The sequence below is a fragment of the Cyclobacterium amurskyense genome (assembly GCF_001050135.1).
Lineage (GTDB): Bacteria > Bacteroidota > Bacteroidia > Cytophagales > Cyclobacteriaceae > Cyclobacterium > Cyclobacterium amurskyense.
On sequence record NZ_CP012040.1, the window covers coordinates 5497297 to 5518468 of the forward strand.

Sequence of the window (21172 nt, forward strand, 5' to 3'; positions counted from 1 at the left end):
ATCAAACTAAAATATATTCTCAGTATTATTGTATACATTATTCCATGGAAAACATTATCAGGATTGCCGTTCAGAAAAGCGGGCGTTTAAGTGACGATTCACTAAAACTCATTAAAGAATGTGGCATTAAGTTTTATAACGGCACAGGTAAATTAAAATCTTCTTCAACCAACTTTCCTATAGAATTTTTATTTCTCAGAGATGATGATATCCCTGGATATGTGGCCGATGGTATTGCAGACCTTGGCATAGTAGGGGAAAACGAGCTGGTTGAAAAAAACAAAGATGTTGCTATTCTTAAGCAATTGGGTTTTTCTAAATGTAGGCTTTCTTTGGCTATACCTAAAGGAGAATCGTACCCAGGTATCGAATATTTTGAAGGCAAAAACATTGCTACTTCCTACCCGAAAATCCTTGGTGACTACCTTAAAACAGTTAACATTAAGGCTGATATTCATGAAATCAGTGGTTCAGTTGAAATCGCCCCTAGCATAGGCCTAGCAGAAGGCATATGTGACATTGTCAGTTCAGGATCAACCCTTATGATGAATGGACTGAAGGAAGTAGAAGAAATTTTCCAATCTCAAGCTGTGCTGATCAGCCATAAAGGCATCAGTCCAGCCAAGCAGATATCAGTAGAAAAGTTACTTTTTAGAATGGATGCTGTTCAAAAGGGCAAAAAGAACAAATACGTGCTTTTAAATGCCCCAAATGAAAATCTAGATAAAATAGTAGCATTGATTCCAGGAATGAGAAGCCCTACTATACTGCCATTGGCCGAAGAGGGTTGGTCATCTGTTCACTCTGTAATTAGTGAAGAACAGTTTTGGGAAAATATAGAAGAACTTAGAAATGCTGGAGCGCAGGGCATTTTAGTTGTTCCCATTGAAAAGATGCTTATTTAGGAAAAGATTGAACCCTAATGGGAAACATTCAAATTCATAACAAATCAATGAACTGATTCTTTCCATTATAAAATTCAAAGCGTATGAAAATCCTGGTAAATCCTGACAAAAAGATTTGGAAGAAAGAACTGGCAAGACCAGTACAAAAAACCAAGGACATAGAAAAGATCGTAAAACCGATCATGAAGAAGGTAAAACGTCAAGGAGATAAAGCACTCCGCAAGTTTGCCTTTGAATACGACCATGTGGAAATTGACTCTATAATGGTAGATCCTCAAGACATTAAAAATTCGGGAAAGCTGGTTGACAAAGCACTTAAAGCTGCCATTAAAACTGCCAAATCGAATATTGAGAAATTCCATAAATTACAAGAAGCTGCCCCATTAAGCACGGAAATAATGAATGGGGTGACTTGTATGAGAAGAAGTGTGGCCATCCAAAAGGTAGGATTGTACGTGCCAGGTGGAACTGCTCCTTTGTTTTCTACTGTTCTTATGCTTGGCATACCAGCAAAATTGGCAGGATGTCAGGAAATAATACTATGTACGCCGCCCGATCAAAAAGGGCAAGTTCATCCAGCTATTTTGTATGCTGCCAAATTGATTGGTGTCACAAAAGTAATTAAAGCTGGAGGTGCACAAGCCATAGCAGCACTTGCCTACGGTACAGAAACTGTTCCTCGTGTTGATAAAATATTCGGCCCGGGAAATCAGTATGTAACAGCAGCAAAACAGTTGGCAGCGAAAAAAGGAGTTGCCATTGATATGCCTGCAGGACCTTCAGAGGTTTTAGTATATGCTGATGACACGGCTATTCCAGAGTTTGTAGCCGCAGATTTACTTTCTCAAGCTGAGCATGGCGCGGATAGTCAAGTCATATTGGTCTGCCCAACAGAGAAAATTGTTGAAAATATTATTGCACAGGTAAACTTACAATTGGAACATTTACCTCGTCAAAAAACAGCTAGCAAAGCATTGGAAAACAGTGTGGCCGTTGTGATAGATGATATGGATACGGCTTTAGAACTAATCAACGAATATGCTCCGGAGCATTTGATCATCAATGTTAGGGAAGAAGAAAAAGCTGTAAGTGGCATCATCAATGCAGGCTCGGTTTTTATAGGTAATTTCACACCAGAATCAGCCGGAGACTATGCCTCAGGCACTAACCACACCCTACCTACCAATGGTTATGCCAGAAGTTATTCTGGGGTTTCATTGGATAGTTTCGTGAAAAAAATCACTTATCAGAAAATTACTGAAGAAGGAATAAGAGGTTTGGGACCAGTGATAGAAGTGATGGCAGAAAATGAACAACTTATGGCACACAAACAGGCCGTAAGTATACGTTTAAATTACCTGGATAAAGAAAAAAAATAGATGGCATTTGATCTTCAAACCTTACTTAGGCCGCACATCGCCTCACTTAAACCCTACTCTTCTGCAAGGGATGAATACACTGGCAAAGAGGGAATTTTTCTTGACGCGAATGAAAATGCGTTGGGTTCAGTATCTGAAAAACCATACAATCGATACCCTGATCCCTATCAGTCAAAATTAAAGGAAAAACTAGGGGCCATTAAGCAGGTTGATCCTGCCAATATTTTCTTGGGAAACGGAAGTGATGAGGCCATAGATTTATTATTCAGGGCTTTTTGTAGACCAGGAATAGACAATGTCATCATCATGCCTCCTACCTATGGTATGTACGAAGTAAGTGCAGGAATCAATGATGTGGCCACAAAGAAAGTATCTCTTTCTACCACATTTGATATGGAGGTACATAAGGTTTTGGAAGCAGTAGATGAATATACCAAAATAATTTTCATCTGCTCCCCTAACAACCCAAGTGGTAACAAAATCAACAGGGAATCCATCCATGAAATTTTATCAAAATTTGATGGATTGGTTGTAATAGACGAGGCTTATATAGATTTCAGTGACGAACCTAGTTTTAGCCTTAAACTCAAGCAACACCCCAATTTATTGGTTATGCAGACACTCTCCAAAGCATGGGGTTTGGCTACATTGCGCCTTGGAATGGCATTTGCGTCAAAGGAAATAATTGGCATACTAAATAAAATAAAACCGCCTTATAATATCAGCGGTTTGACTCAAGACACTGTTTTAGAAGCCATAGGTAATACAGCACAGCTTGAACAAATGATCAAGGAAATTCTTGACCAAAAAGAACAGCTGCAGCTTGCCTTGGAAGAAATTCCTGAAGTTGAAAAAGTACACCCATCAGCTGCAAACTTTCTCTTAGCCAAGGTACCTCAGGCCAATAAGGTATATCAGCAATTAATCGATAAGAAAATAATTGTCCGAGACAGGTCAAAAGTACAACGCTGTGATGATTGTCTGCGGATAACAGTTGGTAGTAAAGAGGAAAACCAACAGATGATCAAAGCATTGAAAGAAGTTCTTAAGAATCAATCCAATAAGCACTAGAAAAGATTGAAGCATGAAAAAGAAGGTATTGTTTATAGATAGGGATGGCACCATTATCAAGGAGCCACCAACCGATTTTCAAGTAGATAGTTTAGAAAAACTTGAATTTATACCCCGTGCAATTACCAACTTGGTAAAAATAGCAGAAGAAGGGGATTTTGAGTTGGTCCTTGTTACCAACCAAGATGGTTTAGGAACAGATTCATATCCTGAAAACACTTTCTGGCCAGCACAATTCAAAATGCTCAAAACCTTGGAACAGGAAGGCGTTTTTTTCAAGGATATTCATATTGACAAAACCTTTGAACACGAAAATGCCCCTACTAGAAAACCTGGTACAGCCATGCTCACGGCTTATCTCAATGGGGACTACGACCTGGAAAATTCCTATGTGATAGGTGATAGGTTAACCGATGTAACCCTAGCTGAAAACCTTGGAACCAAATCGATCTTTTTCGGAAAAGAAGTGGTGGAAAATGCAGATAAAAGTGTCGACAATTGGGATGCTATTTATGAATTCCTAAAGCTGCCACCAAGAAAAGCTCAAATTGTTCGAAAGACCTCTGAAACCAATATAGACATCCGACTTAACCTTGATGGTTCTGGTAAAAGTGCCATTAGTACAGGTCTCCCCTTCTTCGACCATATGCTGGATCAATTGGCCAAGCATGGTGGTTGCGATCTGGAAATTAAGGTTGAAGGAGATTTGCATATAGATGAGCACCATACCATAGAAGATACCGGTTTGGCACTTGGTGAAGCATATCTGAAGGCTATGGGAGATAAAAAAGGCATCTACAGATATGGCTTTTTATTACCTATGGATGATTGTTTAGCCCAAGTAGCCATAGACTTTGGTGGACGTCCTTGGATCGTCTGGGAAGCTGAATTTAAACGTGAGAAAATCGGAGACATGCCAACAGAGATGTTCTTCCATTTCTTCAAATCCTTCAGTGACACGGCAAAATGCAATCTGAACATAAAGGCTGAAGGGGACAACGAACACCATAAAATAGAAGCCATATTCAAAGGTTTGGCAAGAGCCATTAAAATGGCGGTCAAGAAAGACCTGAATGCATTGGATCAACTGCCAAGTACAAAAGGGACTTTATAAAGCAGTAAGAAGTAAAATAAAGCTAAATATTAACCTATTTATAAACAAAGAGACCTCATTTTTAAAATGAGGCCTCTTTGTTTATAATGATTTTTCAATATCAATTAAAATCTTCCTTCAAGGTCACAAGGAAACTAACCAAATCCCTGATTTCTCTTCTACTTAAAAATTGCTTCATATCAGGCATACTTGATGGGGCATCTTTCCTTTCTAGAATTTGACTTTTCATGACCACTGTATCTGGTTGATTACCCATTTTCAAGGTTATACTTTCTTCTGTCTCAGCCATTTTGATACCAGCTAGCTTCTTGTCATTGTCCAGAGAAAGGGTAACTACACCAAATCCCGGAGCCAATCGCTTACTTGGATCAATCACAGCTTCAAGCAATTGTTCCCTAGTTAAACTGGCTCCTACACCATTTAACTTTGGACCGGCATTGCCTCCAAAATCATCATAAGCATGGCACTTAATACACTGAGCTGTGGCGTGTTGAAAGAAAATCTTACGGCCTTTCACAAGGTCACCACCATATAAACTCCCACTATAAGAAGCCAGCAAGTCATCCTGACTCATGCCCTCATGCACTTCATTGTACCGGTCTTTTAATGCTGCATCTTCTCTTGTTTCCATTGCCTCGAAAAATTCAAGCTCAATGGCTTGGGGCAGCTTTCCATTTTCGAATTGTACCAATAGTTTTTCAAACACTGGTTTGGTACTATTTTGGTCAAGCTTTGCCAAAGTATTTACCGCTGCTTGCTGTTCTTCTACTGTTCTTTTCTGGATGACTTCTTCCAAGAGAGCTGCTTTTCTCTCATCAGGAATAGTCAACTCTTCCAAGAGGTCCAATCCAGCTACCCTTACACTTCTTTCTTTATCTGAAAGCGCTTGCTCTATTGCCTTATCCATTGGTGACTCAGGAATTTTAGCCATCGCTCTTAAACTTTGCGCCCTAACAGCTGCATCATTGTCATTGGTTAGCACAGTGAGCAATTGTTGACTTGCTTCAGAAATCTTTAACTCACCTAAAGCATTTACAGCTTCTTCACGTATTAAGTGACTCCTGTTTTTCGTCAAATCCAATAATACTTTTGCGGCCGAAGCCTGAAATCCTGCAATATCCCTATTGAATTCTCCTCTGTACCATCCATCGACTCTGTCTAGGACAGAAGGTGAATTCCATGTACTCAATGCTGCTATTGCTTCAATTCGCATGTCTTCAGGAGCATTTCCCTTGTTGGCATAGAGCAATAAGTTATTAAAGCCTTCTTCTGTTCCCCATCTCAAGTTTGCATTGATGGCTCTTCTGATCAAAGGTTCAGAAGTAAAATCTCTTGCAAGTAATAATTTTCCTAGTTCAGGAATGGCTTCCTCTATAGAGAAATCATCGTTAATTGCCCTTGCTGCTTCTGCAATGATGTATTCGTCTTTGTCATTTAAAAAGGCTACGATTCCTTTATCCCTTAACCTTCTCAAAGCAATAACAGCCCCAAGGCGAACTGCCTCTGAAGGATGCTGTGATAAATCCCCAATATCTGAAGGATTCCCAACCCTAGCTAAAGCAAGGCTACCCACGTGCCTGATATACAGGTCTTCATTGTTATTTTCTTGAAGAAGGTTAACGATGGCATCAAAAGCAGCTTCAAACTTCATTTTGCCCAATGCTTCTGTAGCAAAAAATTGCACCCTTGGTTCATTTGAACTTACTAAAGGTAAAATATCCTTGGCGGCTGAGGAATATTCCAAATCCCCAAGCCATTTTGCAGATTGAGCCCTTATTTCAACATCACTGTCTTTCAAATAAGGCACTAAATTTTCAGCAATTTCAGGGCTTTTCCTGGCTAGTTGAGAGATTCCCCAAATGGCATGAATTCTAGCCAGTTGATTCTCTTTCTGTGCCAAAACAGAAGTAAATACTTCTAATCCGTCATCTCCCCTACTTGCCAATTCAAACTGTGCTTTTTGCCTTACACGCTGGTCTTCAAAGGCCAATAAGGAAATCAATTCCTCTTTGGATAAGTCAGCATAATTTTTAGCTAAATGAGCTGCAGTAGTTTTACGAATTTCTGAAGTAGCTGTATTGTCTGTGAATTTCCATATCCTACCATAGCCTTTGTTTACCCATCCATCAATCCAATCTGAAAAATACAACGCTCCATCAGGGGCAAAATCCATTCCTGTAGCAAGAATTCCAGTTAAAATCTGTTCTGTTTCTCCCATTTCAAATCCTGCACCTTTTGGTTTCAGATCAAAAGCATGTATACCAGATCTGGCCGCATTTCCACCAAATTCAGCTACAAAAAACTTGTTTTTCCATTGCTCTCCAAGTCCCGTTCCTGGGTTGTGTTGCATTCCTGTAGGCCCATTTACATAATTGGCAATGGTAGGAATAAAGTAAGCTGCCTGATCTTCGTTTCTAGGAAGGTGCATTTTTTCATCCATCCATACCTTGTATCCATTGTTTTTGGGATCTCTGTACTTACCAAACTGCCAATTGATACGCCATCCAGTATCTGAACCTTCCACCAAATAAACGATCCGTTCTCTTTCTCCCTTATTGTCCCCATCATTGTCTACACTTATAAGGTTGCCGTAATCATCAAAATCAAATTCGTGGGTATTCCTTACTCCATAAGCAAATATCTCAAAGTCGGAGCCATCTGGATTAGCTCTGGCAATTACCCCACAGTTGGGATAATCAAGAAGGTTACCATTATTGTCTTTACCACTAAACCCAATGTCACCTATTCCCCAGTAAATTTTACCTTCAGGCCCTACTTTAAGACCTGACATATTGTGTCCTCCAAATCCTATATGAACACCAAATCCATGGGCGAGCGACTTCTTTTCATCCATTAAGCCATCTCCATTCGTATCTGTCATCCTCCAAAGATCCGGGGCAACTCCTACAAAGAGCGCATCGTCATGGTACAGAACGGCACCTGCAACATCTGAAGTCTCCTGATTGAAATCACTGGCAATTAATTGGGAACGGTCTGCCCTGCCATCACCATCCGTATCTTGGATTTTGAAAACATTTTCCTTTTCAATCGTAAGGTCTTTCCAATCGTGAGAACCATCGCCATTAATATCCGGCAACCATTTGTTTTTGTCACTGTTTTCTGGTGCAAGTTCTTTATGGATAAAGGCTTTCCGATCTTCCACATTTTTGAAACTTATAGATGAAATCTCCCAATCCTGATGGCTTCGGATATCAAATTCAGAAATTTTCCTTCTATTGGTCTTTGAATAGATGGCATTGCCAAAGTCATCTATTTGAAGTGAAATGGGATCTGCTACCAATGAATCCACTGCCCAAAGATCCAACTTAAGATCTTTATGAAACTCCGGGTTTACCAAACCTTCAATAGCATTTGTTTGCTGGTTGACCTCCTCCTGGGTTAATTGTTTCACTTGAAGAGGAACAACCTTTTCACCTGAGTTACAAGCTGTAAAGCAAATGCTTAATAATAGGTAAAAAGGTAAAGAATTAAAAATTTTATATCGTTTAGTCAATTCAATTTTTCTCAACATGGATAACTATAATAAAATAATGATATGAGTTTTTTTTAATTATGTTCATTGGAACCAGCAATTTATTCTTCTTTATCCAGTGTAACCAGAAAACTTAATAAATCTCGGATTTCTCTTTTTGTTAATAAGGCTTTCATGTCCGGCATTGAGGACAAAGCATTTGACCTTTCAGTTATGGTTTCTATTGCAATAAGCTTCTCAGGTTCATTACCTGTTTTTATTGTAAGGTTATTTTCGTCTTCATTTATTACAATTCCTGAAACGCTTTTACCAGTATTTAGTTTTAAAGTAACCATTCCATAACCAGGAGCAATTCGATTACTTGGCGCCACCAATGCCTCTAGCAAGAGCTTTCTGTCAAGTTTGTTGGCAATCCCATTTAATCTTGGTCCAGCAATACCACCAAAATCATTGTAGGCATGACAGCGTATACACTGAGCATTCTGGTGTTGAAAGAAAATCCTTCTTCCTTTGGCTGCATCCCCACCATAAAGACTACCGTTATAGCTAGCTAAAACGTCACCAGCATACAAGTTAGTATTTATCGCTTTATACTGAGTCAACAAATCAGCATTCCCTAATGTTTCAAGGGCTTCACTTAATTCCAATTCAACAGCAGCAGGCAATTTTTTATTTTTTAATTGATCAAGTAATTTTTCAAAAACGCTCTTTGCATATTCTTCCTCTACCTTTCCTAAGGTAGTAATTGCCGCTTGCTTCTCTTCTACAGATTGATTCAGAATCACCTTTTCTAATAAGCTAGCTACTGTTTGTCCAGATAAACTCGTTTCTCCTAAAATCGCCAAACCAGCGACCCTTACCCTTTTATCCTTATCCGTTGTTGCTTGCTCTAGTGCTAAGTCCATATTATCAGCACCTGATTCTGCCAAAGCTTTTAAAGCTGCCTCCCTTACTAGTGGTTCCCTATCTCTTTTTAATAGGCTCATCAATTTTTCGGAAGTATCAGCAATCTTTAATCTTCCAATTGCATTTACAGCCGTAACACGAAGATCAGGGTCTGAATGATCCAGAAGCTTTAACAGTGGACTAGCGGCACTTTGCCTTAGTGAATTTACATCTCGTGAAACATGCCCTCTATACCTACCATCTACTCTATCCAAAACCGATGGACTATCCCAGGTCGAAAGGACATTTATGGCTTCAATACGCATGTTTTCTGGTGCAGATTCCATTGATATAAAACGCAACACCTGATTGAGAGCTTCTTCATTCCCAACCCTTAGACTGGCATTTATCGCTCTTCTAAGCAAAGGCTCAGAAGTCAGGTTTTCGCGGCTTAGTACTTTCCCTAAAGCAGGCAAAGCACCTTCTATAGAAAAATCATCATTAATAGCCCTAGCTACTTCTGCCAATATGTATTCTTCTTTGTCTTCTAGAAAAACAGCAATTTCCTCTGCCTGCATGCGTCTTAAAGCGACTACAGCAGCTATTCTTACCGCCTTGGAAGGATGTTGATATAGGGCTTTTACAGCAGCTACATTACCAATCCTTGCGAGGGCCAAACTTCCTGCATGCCTTAAATAAATGTCTTCATCATTATTGGCTTCTAGGAATGTGACAATCGGCTGAACAGCAGAAACAGCTTCAATCCTACCTAGTGCTTCTGCAGCAAAAAACTGAACACGAGCAGATTCATCTTGAAGTAAAGGTATCAATTTAGCTTCTGCTTCTTTATGACGAATATCACCCAACCATCGTGCGGCCTGAGCTCTGATTTCAGGATCAGCATCTTCTAATAGTGGCACAAGTAATTGCCCAGCATTGGCCTCTCCTGATCTGGCAAGTTGTGCGATGCCCCAAATGGAATGAACCTTCGCCATTTGTCCCTTATTTTCTGCTAAATTAGCCTGAAATATTTTCAGACCTTTACTCCCTCTTTTGGCCAATTCAAATTGGGATTTTTGCCTAACTCTCTTGTCAACGAAATCAAGGAGTTCGCTCAATTCTGCATCTTCTTTCTCAGCATAATCAGCCTTGATTAAAATCTCAGTATCTTTTCTCAATTGGCTGTTGACAGCAGACGAATCATCCAATTTCCAGATTCGACCGCTATCCTTCGTCCCCCATCCATCAATCCAATCAGCGAAATAAAGCTTGCCATCGGGTCCAAAATCCATTCCCGTTGCCAAAATACCTCCCATAATTTTTTTGGTCTCCGTCATTTCAAACCCTGCTCCTTTTGGAGCCAATTTGAAAGCATGTATACCCGACCTTGCAGGATTACCTGCAAATTCAGCAACAAAAAAAGTATTTTTCCATCGCTTACCTAGTGCAGTGCCTGGATTATACAACATGCCTGTAGGGCCATTGATGTAATTTTTTATTGGTGGAAGGAAATAGGCAGCCTGTCCTTCATGCCTAGGCAAGTACATCTCCTCATCCATCCAAACTTTGTAATTGTTGTTCTTAGGGTCTCTGTATTTCCCGAATTGCCAGTTAATCCTCCAACCTGTATCAGAGCCTTCCACCAGGTAAACAAGACGCTCACTTTCACCTCTATGGTCACCATCATTGTCAACACTTATAAGGTTCCCATAATCATCAAACACAAATTCATGTGTATTTCTTACCCCCATGGCAAAAATTTCAAAATCACTGCCATCAGGGTTGGAGCGAGCAATTACGCCCCTATTTGGATATTTATAGGTATTGCCCTCCTGGTCCTTGCCATTAAAACCAATGTCCCCTATTCCCCAATAAACTCTACCATCAGGCCCCATTTCAAGACCTGACATTCCATGCCCTCCAAAACCTATGTGTACACCATACCCATGGGAAATGGATGCTTTATTTTTAGTCAGACCAGTTTTAACATCCTCCTGAACTCTCCACATATCAGGAGCAGCACCTACGAAAAGGTCATCTCCATATTTCATCACTGCCCCTGCCACATCAGTGACTTCTTCATGCAATTCTTCAAAAACCAATTGGTAGCGATCAGCCAATCCATCTCCATCAGTGTCTTCCAGACGATAAATATGGTCTTTTTCAACGGTCATGTCTCTCCAATCATGAAATCCATCTCCATTAAGGTCCTCCATCCACTGGTTTTGATCGCTGTTTTCTTGCGAAAGTTCTTCCCTTAAAAAAGCACGCTTATCTTCAATGCTTTGCAGTCCTATAGATCTGATTTCCCAGTCCTGATGCCTCCTGATTTCATGTTCGGAATTTTTCTGCCTATTGGTACGGCTATAATAAAGCCTTCCTTGATCATCAAAATCGATAGAAATAGGATCAAAAACCAAAGAATCAGAGGCCCAAATATTGACAACCAAGCCTGAGTCCAAGGTTGGTTGCACTATTTCCTCAATTTGAGATGCCCAATCAAGGGCATTGGAAGGACTTATAGTACTGATTTTTAAATCCTGTTCTTCTTTGGAGCCACAACTAAAAATTATAAATACGCTCGCGGCTAAAAAAACCTGCAAAGGCTTTTGTTTTATCACATTCAATAGATTCATAGGTTATTTTCTGGTCATACGATATTATGCAACCTGAGAAAAAGCCTGATTTTTATACAAGACTTTAGTCTCAGTAATTATTGTTGCGTATATCCGATTTTCCCCTCTCCTTTACATAATAGTCTTGAAATCTTAGACATCCTTAAACCACTGGCCCACTAATTTAGCCAATATTCAAGACCAGAAATATAAGGAAAAGATCATTAGTTGAAAATTAAATTTTTATAAAGGTAAGAATCATCAGCTAATGTTCATTCCCAGCCTTTTTAATGGTCAAAGCAAGGTGAGAAGGGTCACGCAATTTTTGTTCACAGTTATTCAATGACCTGAAGTTATGATAAGCGGTTTTCCACACATGGCCTTTCTGTGCATTTTTCAGTTCTGGTTGTTTATCCAACCCACCAGGATACCATTCTCCGTTTTCATGATCAATTAGGTATTGTTTTATATAACTCCATTGAAGTTTAAATTTTTGATAATATTGCAATGGATCATTGGGGTATAAATCCGTCAAAATTAAGAGTGTATTAAGCCCTTCTGCCTGAGCCCACCAATTTTTAGTATCCTTTACAACTCTTGGAGTGGACTCTCCTGGGAAATAATAGCCCCCATCATAAAACCCACCTTTACTTTCATCCCAACCAAACCTAAGGGAATGGTCTACCATTTTCTTCCCTATTTCCCAGGTAGCATAGTCTTCCTCAATCCCCAAAACATGAGAAGCTTCCATCATCAAATAGGCAGTTTCAACATCATGTCCATAGGATACATGGTCTATGGAATGGTGTTTCTCGATGGCTTCTTCCCCTTCATTCCTAAAGCTAACAGGGGTCCAATCAGCTTGCAGAAAAAGCTGTAGGTATCCCTCTTTCTGAACAATCCTGTCTCTGATAATGGCCAAAAGCTCCGTAGTTCTTTGTTTAAGTAAAGGGTCTTTCCAAACTACATAAAGTTCAGTAAATGCCTCTAATAAGTGAATAGAACTGTTTTGGTCTTTGTACCCAATGGTAGCGGTAGATGGTGTACTGTTATCTCTTGCCAGAGGTGTGCCATCTAATGCAAGGGATTGAAAATAGCCCCCATAAACCGGATCATAACTGTGCTCCTCTAGCCAATAAAAGGCCTTTTTTGCCAATTCAAGCACTTCTGGATCCGATGACACTTTATAATAGGCAGCAAGACCATATATACCAAAAGAGTTACCATAGGCCGTTTTGGCCCCCAAACCACTTCCTCTTACCTGACCATCACGACTTAACAAGGTGTGAAACCCACCATTTTCTTTGTCCCAAAACTTATCTCTCAAAAATGTATACCCTAGCCTTGCTCCTTTTTTGTAGTGATCAGTACCTGGACTTCTCTCTATCATTTTAGACAAGGTCCACAAATGTCTGGCTTGTGAAACAATCATCTTGTCCTGATTTTCAGTGGCTTTAAATGCAGCATCAAAAGAGCTAATAAAACCTCCATATTGGGTATCATAGGCCTTGGGGTACCAGTGATTGATTAATTCATTATTGATGGAGTAAGCCATTTCATCTGCCAATTTAATTCTTTCGGATTGTTGGGCAAGAATAGGTTGAACAAGGCAGGTTATAAAAAAAGCGACAAGGGAGAGGAACTTCATAAAATTTTGGGTTTAAATAATTACTTAAATTTAATTTCATTCTTTGGGATTTCCAACTAAGTAAATTTTAAGGCGATAAAGGAAATAAATCTAAAATGGAAAGGCTATTTCAAAACAGTTCAAAGTTGAATAATTGGTTTTTATTTAACTATTTAGTTATTAAACTGGTAAAACAATTGGTAAACTGAAAAACCCGTTGTATATTTATATAAATATATAATTCGAGTCAGTATGGAAAAGTTAACCAAAAAGGAAGAAGAGCTAATGCAAATCCTTTGGCAACTTAAAAAAGCTTTTGTAAAAGACATTGTAGCCAAATATCCGGATCCTAAGCCACATTATAACACCGTTTCTTCTCTTATAAGGGTCTTGCAGGAAAAAGGAATCGTTGGATTCAATGCCTATGGAAATACCTATGAATATTATCCTTTGCTTAAGAAAGAAGCTTACCGTAAAATTTACATGAAAGAAATTGTTAGCCAATACTTTGACAATTCATTTCCCAGTGCTGTTGCAGCCTTTGTGAAAGAGGAAAAGTTGGATGAAAAAGAAGTTGAAGAATTGATCAAATTAATACAATCTAAATAAGTTATGGAGGCTCTTTTTATATATTTATTGAAGTTATCGATCTCTACCATTGTATTGTACCTCTCCTACCATTTTTTGCTAAAGAGGTATAAACAATTTTCATTTAACCGCATTTACCTACTGCTTGTTCTCCCATTGTCACATATCATCCCATTGATACAAATACCTGTCAAGGAAGATCTTTCAACAAGCACTGTGCATATCAGCGGAATCAATTCAATTACTTCAAGTTCAAGTGAAATAATTCAGCAAACGAGTGATGATGAAACCTTTAATTGGCTCTTCCTATTAACTTTAATTTATAGTATTGGAATAATAATTGGTCTTGCAAGATTTGTTCTGAGCTACTTTCAAGCATATAAGATTTACAAAGCAGCAGAAAAAAACCAAGTAGAAGGTCAAACGGTCTATTTATCTGAAAAAAACATTCGCGCCTTTACCTTCATTAATAAGATCATTATTGGCAAAAACATCCTTCATCACCCGGACTTAAAAATGGTAATAGACCATGAAAAGGTGCACCTCAGGGAGAAGCATTTCATTGATTTATTTATGATTGAATTGTTATCAGCCTTCCAATGGTATAATCCGGCAACCTATTTGCTCAATAAAGCCATTAGATTAAACCTCGAATACCAAGTTGATGCCAAAGTAGTGGAAAAATCGAATATGAGGAAATACCAAATGGCATTGATTTCTATGGTCAGTGATCGAATGGCCTTACCTCAATTCACAGAACTCAATTCTAATAACCTCAAAAACCGTATACTCATGATGAAATCTCCAAATACATCGAAATTTTCAAAATTAAGGAAAATAGGGCTGCTTCCTATCTTTCTAATCTTGTTGGCAGGCTTATCTGAAAAAACACCTACAATTGAAAAAAGTGATAGCCTGGAAAAAGACTCAATGGCAACAGAAACAAAATTAGTCAAAGAAAACTCATCAAATAATGAGATTACTACTATAGACGAAATGACTAGGTATTTTTCCAAATCACTAAGGTACCCTGAAGAGGCGAGAAAATTTGGGCAGGTTGGATCGGTGACTTTATATTTTAAAATAAATAACAATGGTGAATTGACAGGAGTTTATGAAGTGCAACCTTCCGGAGATGTTTATTATTTACCAGATGGGAACCTAAAACGAGATCCCTTTAAAAGGAATGACATTGTAATCGTCGGCTTTGTGAGCAATCCATTAGAAAAACCAATACAAATTAATGAATCAAACCAGCATCCAAGATTGTATGAGGAATGCAAAAGAGTAATTAAGGATCTTCCGATCCTCAATATTGAAAAACTTAAAGGCAAAACGGTTGAAATTGAATTTAGATTTAAATTGAAAATAGATAAATTATAGAGGATAATTTATCTACCCTCTTCCAAATCAACCAAAAGCACTTTCCTCGATTTTTTGAACTTTATGTTAAAAAAAAACCTGCAAACAAATTAATAAACCCTTTTCATTCCTTCCTTTTATCAGGATGCCTTATATTTGCGCACGCATAATAAAAAGCCAAGTAGAATGAATGATTTTATAGCTGAATTAAAGTGGCGGGGCATGATACAGGACATGACCGCAGGATTAGAAGAACATATACAAAAAGGAACAGCAGCAGCCTATCTTGGTTTCGACCCTACTGCCGACTCACTTCATATAGGCCATTTGGTTGGGGTAATGACCTTACTCCATTTTCAGCGCTCAGGGCATCAACCCGTTGCGCTTATAGGTGGAGCTACAGGTATGATTGGAGATCCATCCTTTAAATCAGCTGAAAGAAACCTATTGGACAAAGCTACCCTGGATCAAAACATTGCCGGAATTCGTAAGCAATTAGAGAAATTTTTAGATTTTGATGCAGAGGCATCAAATAAAGCAGTCTTGGTTAACAACTATGACTGGATGTCTGAATTTTCATTTTTGGAATTCATCCGAGATGTTGGTAAGTACATTACCGTCAATTATATGATGGCAAAAGATTCTGTAAAAAGAAGGCTTGAAGATGGCAATGGATTGTCATTTACAGAGTTTACCTACCAGTTGATTCAAGGGTATGATTTTTATTACCTATGGAAAAACAAAGGATGCAGCATACAATTAGGCGGTTCTGATCAGTGGGGAAATATTGTGACGGGTACTGAATTGATCAGGAAAAAAGAAGGTGGAGAGGCTTATGCCCTAACTGTTCCGCTTATTACAAAAGCTGATGGAACAAAATTTGGGAAAACTGAAGGTGGCAGTGTTTGGTTAGACCCAGAAAAAACTTCCCCTTATGCATTTTACCAGTTTTGGCTTAATGTTTCTGATGAAGACGCATCCAAATACATCCGGATTTTCACCACCTTGGACCAAAAAACTGTTGAGGATTTAGAGAAAGAGCACCAAGAAGCGCCCCATCTTCGGGCTTTACAAAAAGCCTTGGCAAAAGACATCACCATTCTGGTTCACAGTGAAAAAGAATACGAGGTGGCCCTTAAAGCTTCTGGAATTCTTTTCGGCAAATCATCGCTCGAAGATTTGGCTACCTTGGATGAGCGTACTTTTCTTCAGGTTTTTGATGGTGTAGATGTGATTGAAATGGATCAAGCTACCTATGAAAATGCAGAAAGCGCTCTTGATTTATTGACCTTAGACCAAACAATTTTTAAATCTAAAGGTGAAGCCAGAAAAATGATTCAAGGGGGTGGAGTTTCTATTAATAAGGAAAAGATAGAAAATCCAAACAACAAGGTGGAGACAACCTTGCTCCAAGACAAATACCTTTTGGTACAAAAAGGAAAGAAAAATTATTATATAATCAAGGTGCTTTCCTAAGCTATAATTTTAGGAAAGATTTATTATACGCATAAAATAGAACATGGGCGTTTACGAAAGACAGCAAAAAGAGAAAAAAATCCTTGAATCAGCCATTGTCTTGTTTGGTGATAAGGGACTCCATGCCACCAAGGTCGAAGACGTAGCCAAGAAAGCCAAAATAAGTAAAGGTCTTGTTTATTTTTATTATAAAAGTAAAGAAGACCTTTACATGGCCATTACAAAAAAAGGTATTGAAGAATTAAAGGAGGTCTTCAATAAATCTTTCGGTAAAGGAAAAGACAAAACAGGAATTGAGGTAATGACCGATTTGGTCAATGGCTATTTTCTATTTGTACAGGAAAAGAAAGTTTTCCATGATGCCATTCTCTACTTCCTATCAGTTTTGGAACTGTATCAGCAAGACCAGGATAAAGTAAATCCTTTGCTTTTGGAAAGTCAATATTTTAATAAATTGCTCCAAAGCCATAACGATTTGGCAAAAATTGGTATCAAAGCCATTTCACAAGGGATCAAAGATGGCAGTATGCGGCCTGACCTACAAGCAGATAGTACTTTCTATACCATTTGGAGCATGTTAATAGGCTATTGCAAATTGAACGGTTCAGTCAACTTAGAGCCCAATGACATAAAAATTAATAGTGAGAGTTGGAAAAATGGCTTTAATAAAATCCTTTTTGAAATTCTAAAAGGGACCAATAACCCATTCAAAACCCAACCCGTCCAAGGAAACCTCTTTTGATGCTCGTCCAAGAACTTGAGAAATAAAACCCTATAGTCCTCAAAGCCAAAAGCTAAGTCATCAAACACTAGAGAATCCATTTACCTAAAAGAACATTAAACCTCTTAATATAATTTTGAAGGCTAACCTGTGGGTTCCCGGCAGCTTTTCCTGTTCATTTTGACACTTGAGTTGCTAAGTTTAAACCCGGATTATGTAATAGGATTCGTTATAGCCTGTCCCGTGTTTACGGGAAGTGGTGTTAACACAATAAAATCAGGCCATTTGGAGACTGAGTCATAGCACCGCTATGGTGAAGTCGATAAAGCACCGAAGTGACTGATTTTAAAGTGATTCCATCAGGTAATAGGAGGGTTAAACGAACTCAAAGGACAAGGCCCTGAGCAATTCCAAATGTAAAAAGGCTGTTCTTGGCCCAATCAAAAATTCCGTATAATAGACCTCAGGTGATTTTTTAATCACCATTTAACATTACTTTTTTTTATAATTTATGTCAGGTAAAGCTTAGCAATCGACATTTATTTCAGCTCACTCCTATCTCTTGCCTGTAAATACCTATGAATCGAATTTAACCTGGACTATGAAATAGGATTTCTCCGCCATGACAATGGTCAGGAAAAAAGCTTATAGTGTATTTACGGGAAGTGTTGCATTCACAAGAAAATCAGGATTTTAAGATATTTTATCAGCACCGCTATTGTAAAATTGAAACAGCAACGATTGGGTATTTTGAAGCGATTTCAACATGAAATAGATTGTTTATTAACTATTTCGGGTTTAATAAACCACTAAATATTGATTAACAATAACATCCCTAGGTGAAAAAATAATTAAAAAAAATATGCTCACAGGCCATTAGGCATCTTTATTGTGTATTTGTAAATAGGACACTAAACTAAATACAATACTATGGATCTATTAATCGGAGCATTAACAATTGTGGCAGTATTAATTGCCCTTTATCTAGTTTACAATAAAATATTCAATACCAAAAAATCAAAAACGGAAAGTTCGCAGGAAATAGCTGCAAAAGAGGTTTTAGGAAAAGAGGTTTCTAAAATGGAAAATAAACACCTTAAACCTCAAGTGGAAGATGATGCCAAAAAAGATTAACAAGCTTCTAAAGGCAATGGATCATCTATTATGAGCTGGATTCGAAATAAAATTAGCCTATTCAAATAAACATGAGTCAAGCCTATGTCTAAGGCTATTGTAAAACCCGAGTTTAAATTTTAAATTTGGTAAAAGCATATTTCTGACTTAATAAAACGGAATTTTTATGGATTTAAGTTCTCTATTTTCATTACATGGTAAAGTCGCTATTATTACAGGAGCAAGTAGTGGCATTGGTTTTTCAATTGCCCATTTTTATGCTGCTGCGGGAGCGAAAGTGGTGATAAATAGTAGAAACCAAGAGCGGCTTGATGAAGCCATCGCCAAACTCAAAGAAAAAGGCTACGTAGCCATGGGGGTTGCAAATAACATAGGTTATGAAGATGATCGAAAAAATTTGATTGAACAAACAGTCAATAAGTACGGTCAAATAGATATTCTTGTTAACAATGCGGCAACAAACCCAGTATATGGAGCTATCGAAGACACTGACCTAGGCGTCTTCGATAAAATCTTGGATGTGAATCTTAAAGCACCCTATGAATTATCGAAATTAAGTCTGCCATTTTTAAAACAATCTTCATCAGCCTCCATCATAAATATTAGTTCCATTAGTGCTCTTTCTCCGGAGAAAGGATTGGGCCTGTACAGTGTTAGTAAATCTGCACTTGTAGCCTTGACCAAAGCCTTTGCTAAGGAATGGGGAACTTACAATATTAGGGTAAATGCCATTTGCCCTGGATTGATTAAAACAAAATTCAGTGAAGTACTTTGGTCTAATCAAGAACTTCGAGAAAAGTTTTTAGAAGCACTTCCATTGAAAAGAATTGGAGAGGAAGAGGAAATTGGTGCTATGGCTTTGTTCCTAGCTTCTGATGCCTCAAGTTATACTACAGGCAGTATTTTTACCGTAGATGGGGGTTTTCAAGCTTAGTCACTAGTCAAATAATTCTATTGTTTAAATACCTTTTTCTGCAAGACATGGGATCAATTAATGTTTATATATGATTCTATCATATGCGCTTTAAGTATTTTATGAATGTCAATTTAACCCGAAATATGCAATAGACATTCTATTACCTGCTGAAATCGCTTTAAAATACCCAATCGTTGCTGTTTTCAATTTCAGCATAGCGGTGCTATGCTAAAATCTCCAAACAGCCTGAATTTCTTGCGATTGCAACACATACGAATCCTATTACATAATACGGGTATAAATACAAGTATTACAAGGCTCAAGACATCATAATCTAGAAGAAAAACTGATCAAGGCTAAAGAGCGGTAAAAAAATTGGCGGAATTGTTGCGTAAATCGGAGCAATACCGCCATTAAATTATCGCTTAATTCAATGAAGTAAGCTCAGCAATTAACTATTCTAAAAGAAATTCATTGGTATTTCTCTTTAATTGAAAGTAGTCAAAACTATAATTTCAAAGCAGTTTAAGCCCTTTAGGACTTGGATCACTCTTGCTCTTCTTCATCCTCATCTTCATCTATTTCTATAAGTCGTACTTTTACAGCTTCTTTGATAGGTGTCACATGTCCACCTATATTTTCAGCTATATAATAGGTCAATTGGGCACCAAAAAGGAAGATGACAACGGAATAATAAACCCAAATCAACACTACCACCAAAGACCCTGCAGTACCATAATAACTGCCTACATCTGCATTACCAAGATACAGCCCTATAAGAAGCTTCCCCAAAGCAAAAAGAAGCATAGTAACGAATGCACCCAACCACACATCTTTCCATTTCACCTTGGCATCTGGAAGAATTTTATACATAAGGCCGAAAATCAAAACAAAAATCCCTTGGGTAACCAGAAAATTGATGACTGAAGCCAGTTTTAAGGTGCTGCTGTCAAACAAATCAGAAAAATAGTTCAGTAATATCACTATAAAGGCATCTGCTAGGAGAGAAACCAACAGTAAAAAGCCAATTGATGCCACCATGGAAAAGCTAAGCACCCTATTAATTATATATTTTAAGAGCCCTTTTTCAGGTTTAGATCTAATGTGCCAAATGTGATTGATGCTGTTTTGCAAACTTACAAATACCGTAGTTGCAGAGAAAATGAGTACCGAAATACCGACAATTCGAGAATAAAATGTCTGCCCACTTATGGCCACATTCGCCATAACATCTTCAAGAGTAGATGCACTTTCACTACCCATTAATTTTGTGACTTGTGCGAATAGCTCTTCTTTTACGGTATCCTCATTTAAGAGCACAGAAGCAATATTGAGTATGATTATCAATAAAGCAGGAAGAGAAAATATGGTATAAAAGGCAGTAGAGGCAGCAAAGGTAAAGGAATCATTTTTCCCAAAATCTTTAACTCCATCTATTAAAATCTCAAAAACAGAATATTTTTTAAGGCTTTTTATTTTACTTTTTATCATTGCGTCTTCAAGTAATTTTCAAAATTTATGATACCAAAAATCATTCCCTATTTTAAATATTGGTCAATAACCTCACCTTAAACCCGAAATATGCAATAGACATTCTATTAAGTGCTGAAATCGCTTTAATATCAGCCACTTCGTTGCTGTTTTCATTTTCACCATAGCGGTGCTATGCTAAAATCTCCAAACAGTCTGATTTTTTTGCGATTGTAACACTTCCCGTAAACACGGGACAGGCTTCACCCCTGACAATGTCAGGGCGGAGAAATCCTATTACATAATCCGGGTTAAATTACGCAATAGGTTTATTGAACCATTAGGAAACAGTTGTAAAGCTGCGAAATAAAAGTTATTTGAAATTAAAGAAGTCAAAAATTGTTTAAACCCTACTG

At 38.0% G+C, this 21172-nt stretch carries 14 protein-coding genes; 10 read left to right on the forward strand and 4 right to left on the reverse strand.

The features are described 5' to 3' along the window. Positions 1-44: 44 nt before the first annotated feature. The 4 genes from hisG (at position 45) to hisB (ending at position 4469) form a co-directional block, all read left to right on the forward strand. Entirely contained in the window at positions 45-905 is an 861-nt protein-coding gene (gene hisG, locus CA2015_RS22000) for an ATP phosphoribosyltransferase (RefSeq protein ID WP_048643847.1), read from the forward strand. Between the two features lie 83 nt (positions 906-988). After that, positions 989-2284, forward strand: a complete 1296-nt coding sequence (gene hisD / locus CA2015_RS22005) for a histidinol dehydrogenase (RefSeq protein WP_048643848.1) — start codon at positions 989-991, stop codon at positions 2282-2284. After that, positions 2285-3355 carry a histidinol-phosphate transaminase gene (gene hisC / locus CA2015_RS22010; protein WP_048643849.1) on the forward strand — a complete coding sequence of 357 codons (1071 nt, stop codon included), beginning with the start codon at positions 2285-2287 and terminating at the stop codon, positions 3353-3355. 13 nt (positions 3356-3368) lie between these two features. Beyond that, positions 3369-4469 carry a bifunctional histidinol-phosphatase/imidazoleglycerol-phosphate dehydratase HisB gene (gene hisB / locus CA2015_RS22015; protein WP_048643850.1) on the forward strand — a complete coding sequence of 367 codons (1101 nt, stop codon included), beginning with the start codon at positions 3369-3371 and terminating at the stop codon, positions 4467-4469. A 100-nt stretch (positions 4470-4569) separates the two neighbouring features. Here the strand turns inward: hisB and CA2015_RS22020 are convergent, their stop codons facing one another. The 3 genes from CA2015_RS22020 to CA2015_RS22030 form a co-directional block, all read right to left on the reverse strand. Next, positions 4570-7881 carry a HEAT repeat domain-containing protein gene (locus tag CA2015_RS22020; RefSeq protein WP_240477870.1) on the reverse strand — a complete coding sequence of 1104 codons (3312 nt, stop codon included), beginning with the start codon at positions 7879-7881 and terminating at the stop codon, positions 4570-4572. A gap of 182 nt (positions 7882-8063) precedes the next feature. Then, complete coding sequence (locus CA2015_RS22025) at positions 8064-11483, reverse strand: HEAT repeat domain-containing protein (RefSeq protein WP_053086734.1); 3420 nt, start codon at positions 11481-11483, stop codon at positions 8064-8066. Between the two features lie 244 nt (positions 11484-11727). Continuing rightward, the gene (locus CA2015_RS22030; protein WP_048643852.1) at positions 11728-13110 is read right to left on the reverse strand and encodes an AGE family epimerase/isomerase; all 1383 of its coding nucleotides are present in this window, start codon (positions 13108-13110) and stop codon (positions 11728-11730) included. A gap of 231 nt (positions 13111-13341) precedes the next feature. Between CA2015_RS22030 and CA2015_RS22035 the strand changes: the two genes are divergently transcribed. The 6 genes from CA2015_RS22035 to CA2015_RS22060 all read left to right on the forward strand — a co-directional run bounded on the left by CA2015_RS22035 (position 13342) and on the right by CA2015_RS22060 (position 19304). After that, positions 13342-13698 carry a BlaI/MecI/CopY family transcriptional regulator gene (locus CA2015_RS22035; RefSeq protein ID WP_048643853.1) on the forward strand — a complete coding sequence of 119 codons (357 nt, stop codon included), beginning with the start codon at positions 13342-13344 and terminating at the stop codon, positions 13696-13698. Positions 13699-13701: 3 nt separating this feature from the next. Continuing rightward, positions 13702-15060, forward strand: a complete 1359-nt coding sequence (locus tag CA2015_RS22040; RefSeq protein ID WP_048643854.1) for a M56 family metallopeptidase — start codon at positions 13702-13704, stop codon at positions 15058-15060. Positions 15061-15225: 165 nt separating this feature from the next. Next, positions 15226-16515 (forward strand): tyrosine--tRNA ligase, encoded by a 1290-nt coding sequence (gene tyrS, locus CA2015_RS22045; protein WP_048643855.1) that lies wholly within the window; start codon positions 15226-15228, stop codon positions 16513-16515. A 43-nt stretch (positions 16516-16558) separates the two neighbouring features. Further along, on the forward strand, positions 16559-17257 hold the full coding sequence (locus tag CA2015_RS22050) for a TetR/AcrR family transcriptional regulator (protein WP_048643856.1): 699 nt from the start codon (positions 16559-16561) through the stop codon (positions 17255-17257). A 909-nt stretch (positions 17258-18166) separates the two neighbouring features. Continuing rightward, the gene (locus CA2015_RS22055) at positions 18167-18370 is read left to right on the forward strand and encodes a hypothetical protein (RefSeq protein ID WP_048643857.1); all 204 of its coding nucleotides are present in this window, start codon (positions 18167-18169) and stop codon (positions 18368-18370) included. Between the two features lie 166 nt (positions 18371-18536). Further along, positions 18537-19304 carry an SDR family NAD(P)-dependent oxidoreductase gene (locus CA2015_RS22060; protein WP_048643858.1) on the forward strand — a complete coding sequence of 256 codons (768 nt, stop codon included), beginning with the start codon at positions 18537-18539 and terminating at the stop codon, positions 19302-19304. A gap of 528 nt (positions 19305-19832) precedes the next feature. On the opposite strand, the gene CA2015_RS22065 is transcribed toward CA2015_RS22060, so the two are convergent. After that, on the reverse strand, positions 19833-20777 hold the full coding sequence (locus CA2015_RS22065) for a YihY/virulence factor BrkB family protein (protein ID WP_048643859.1): 945 nt from the start codon (positions 20775-20777) through the stop codon (positions 19833-19835). Positions 20778-21172: the final 395 nt, after the last annotated feature.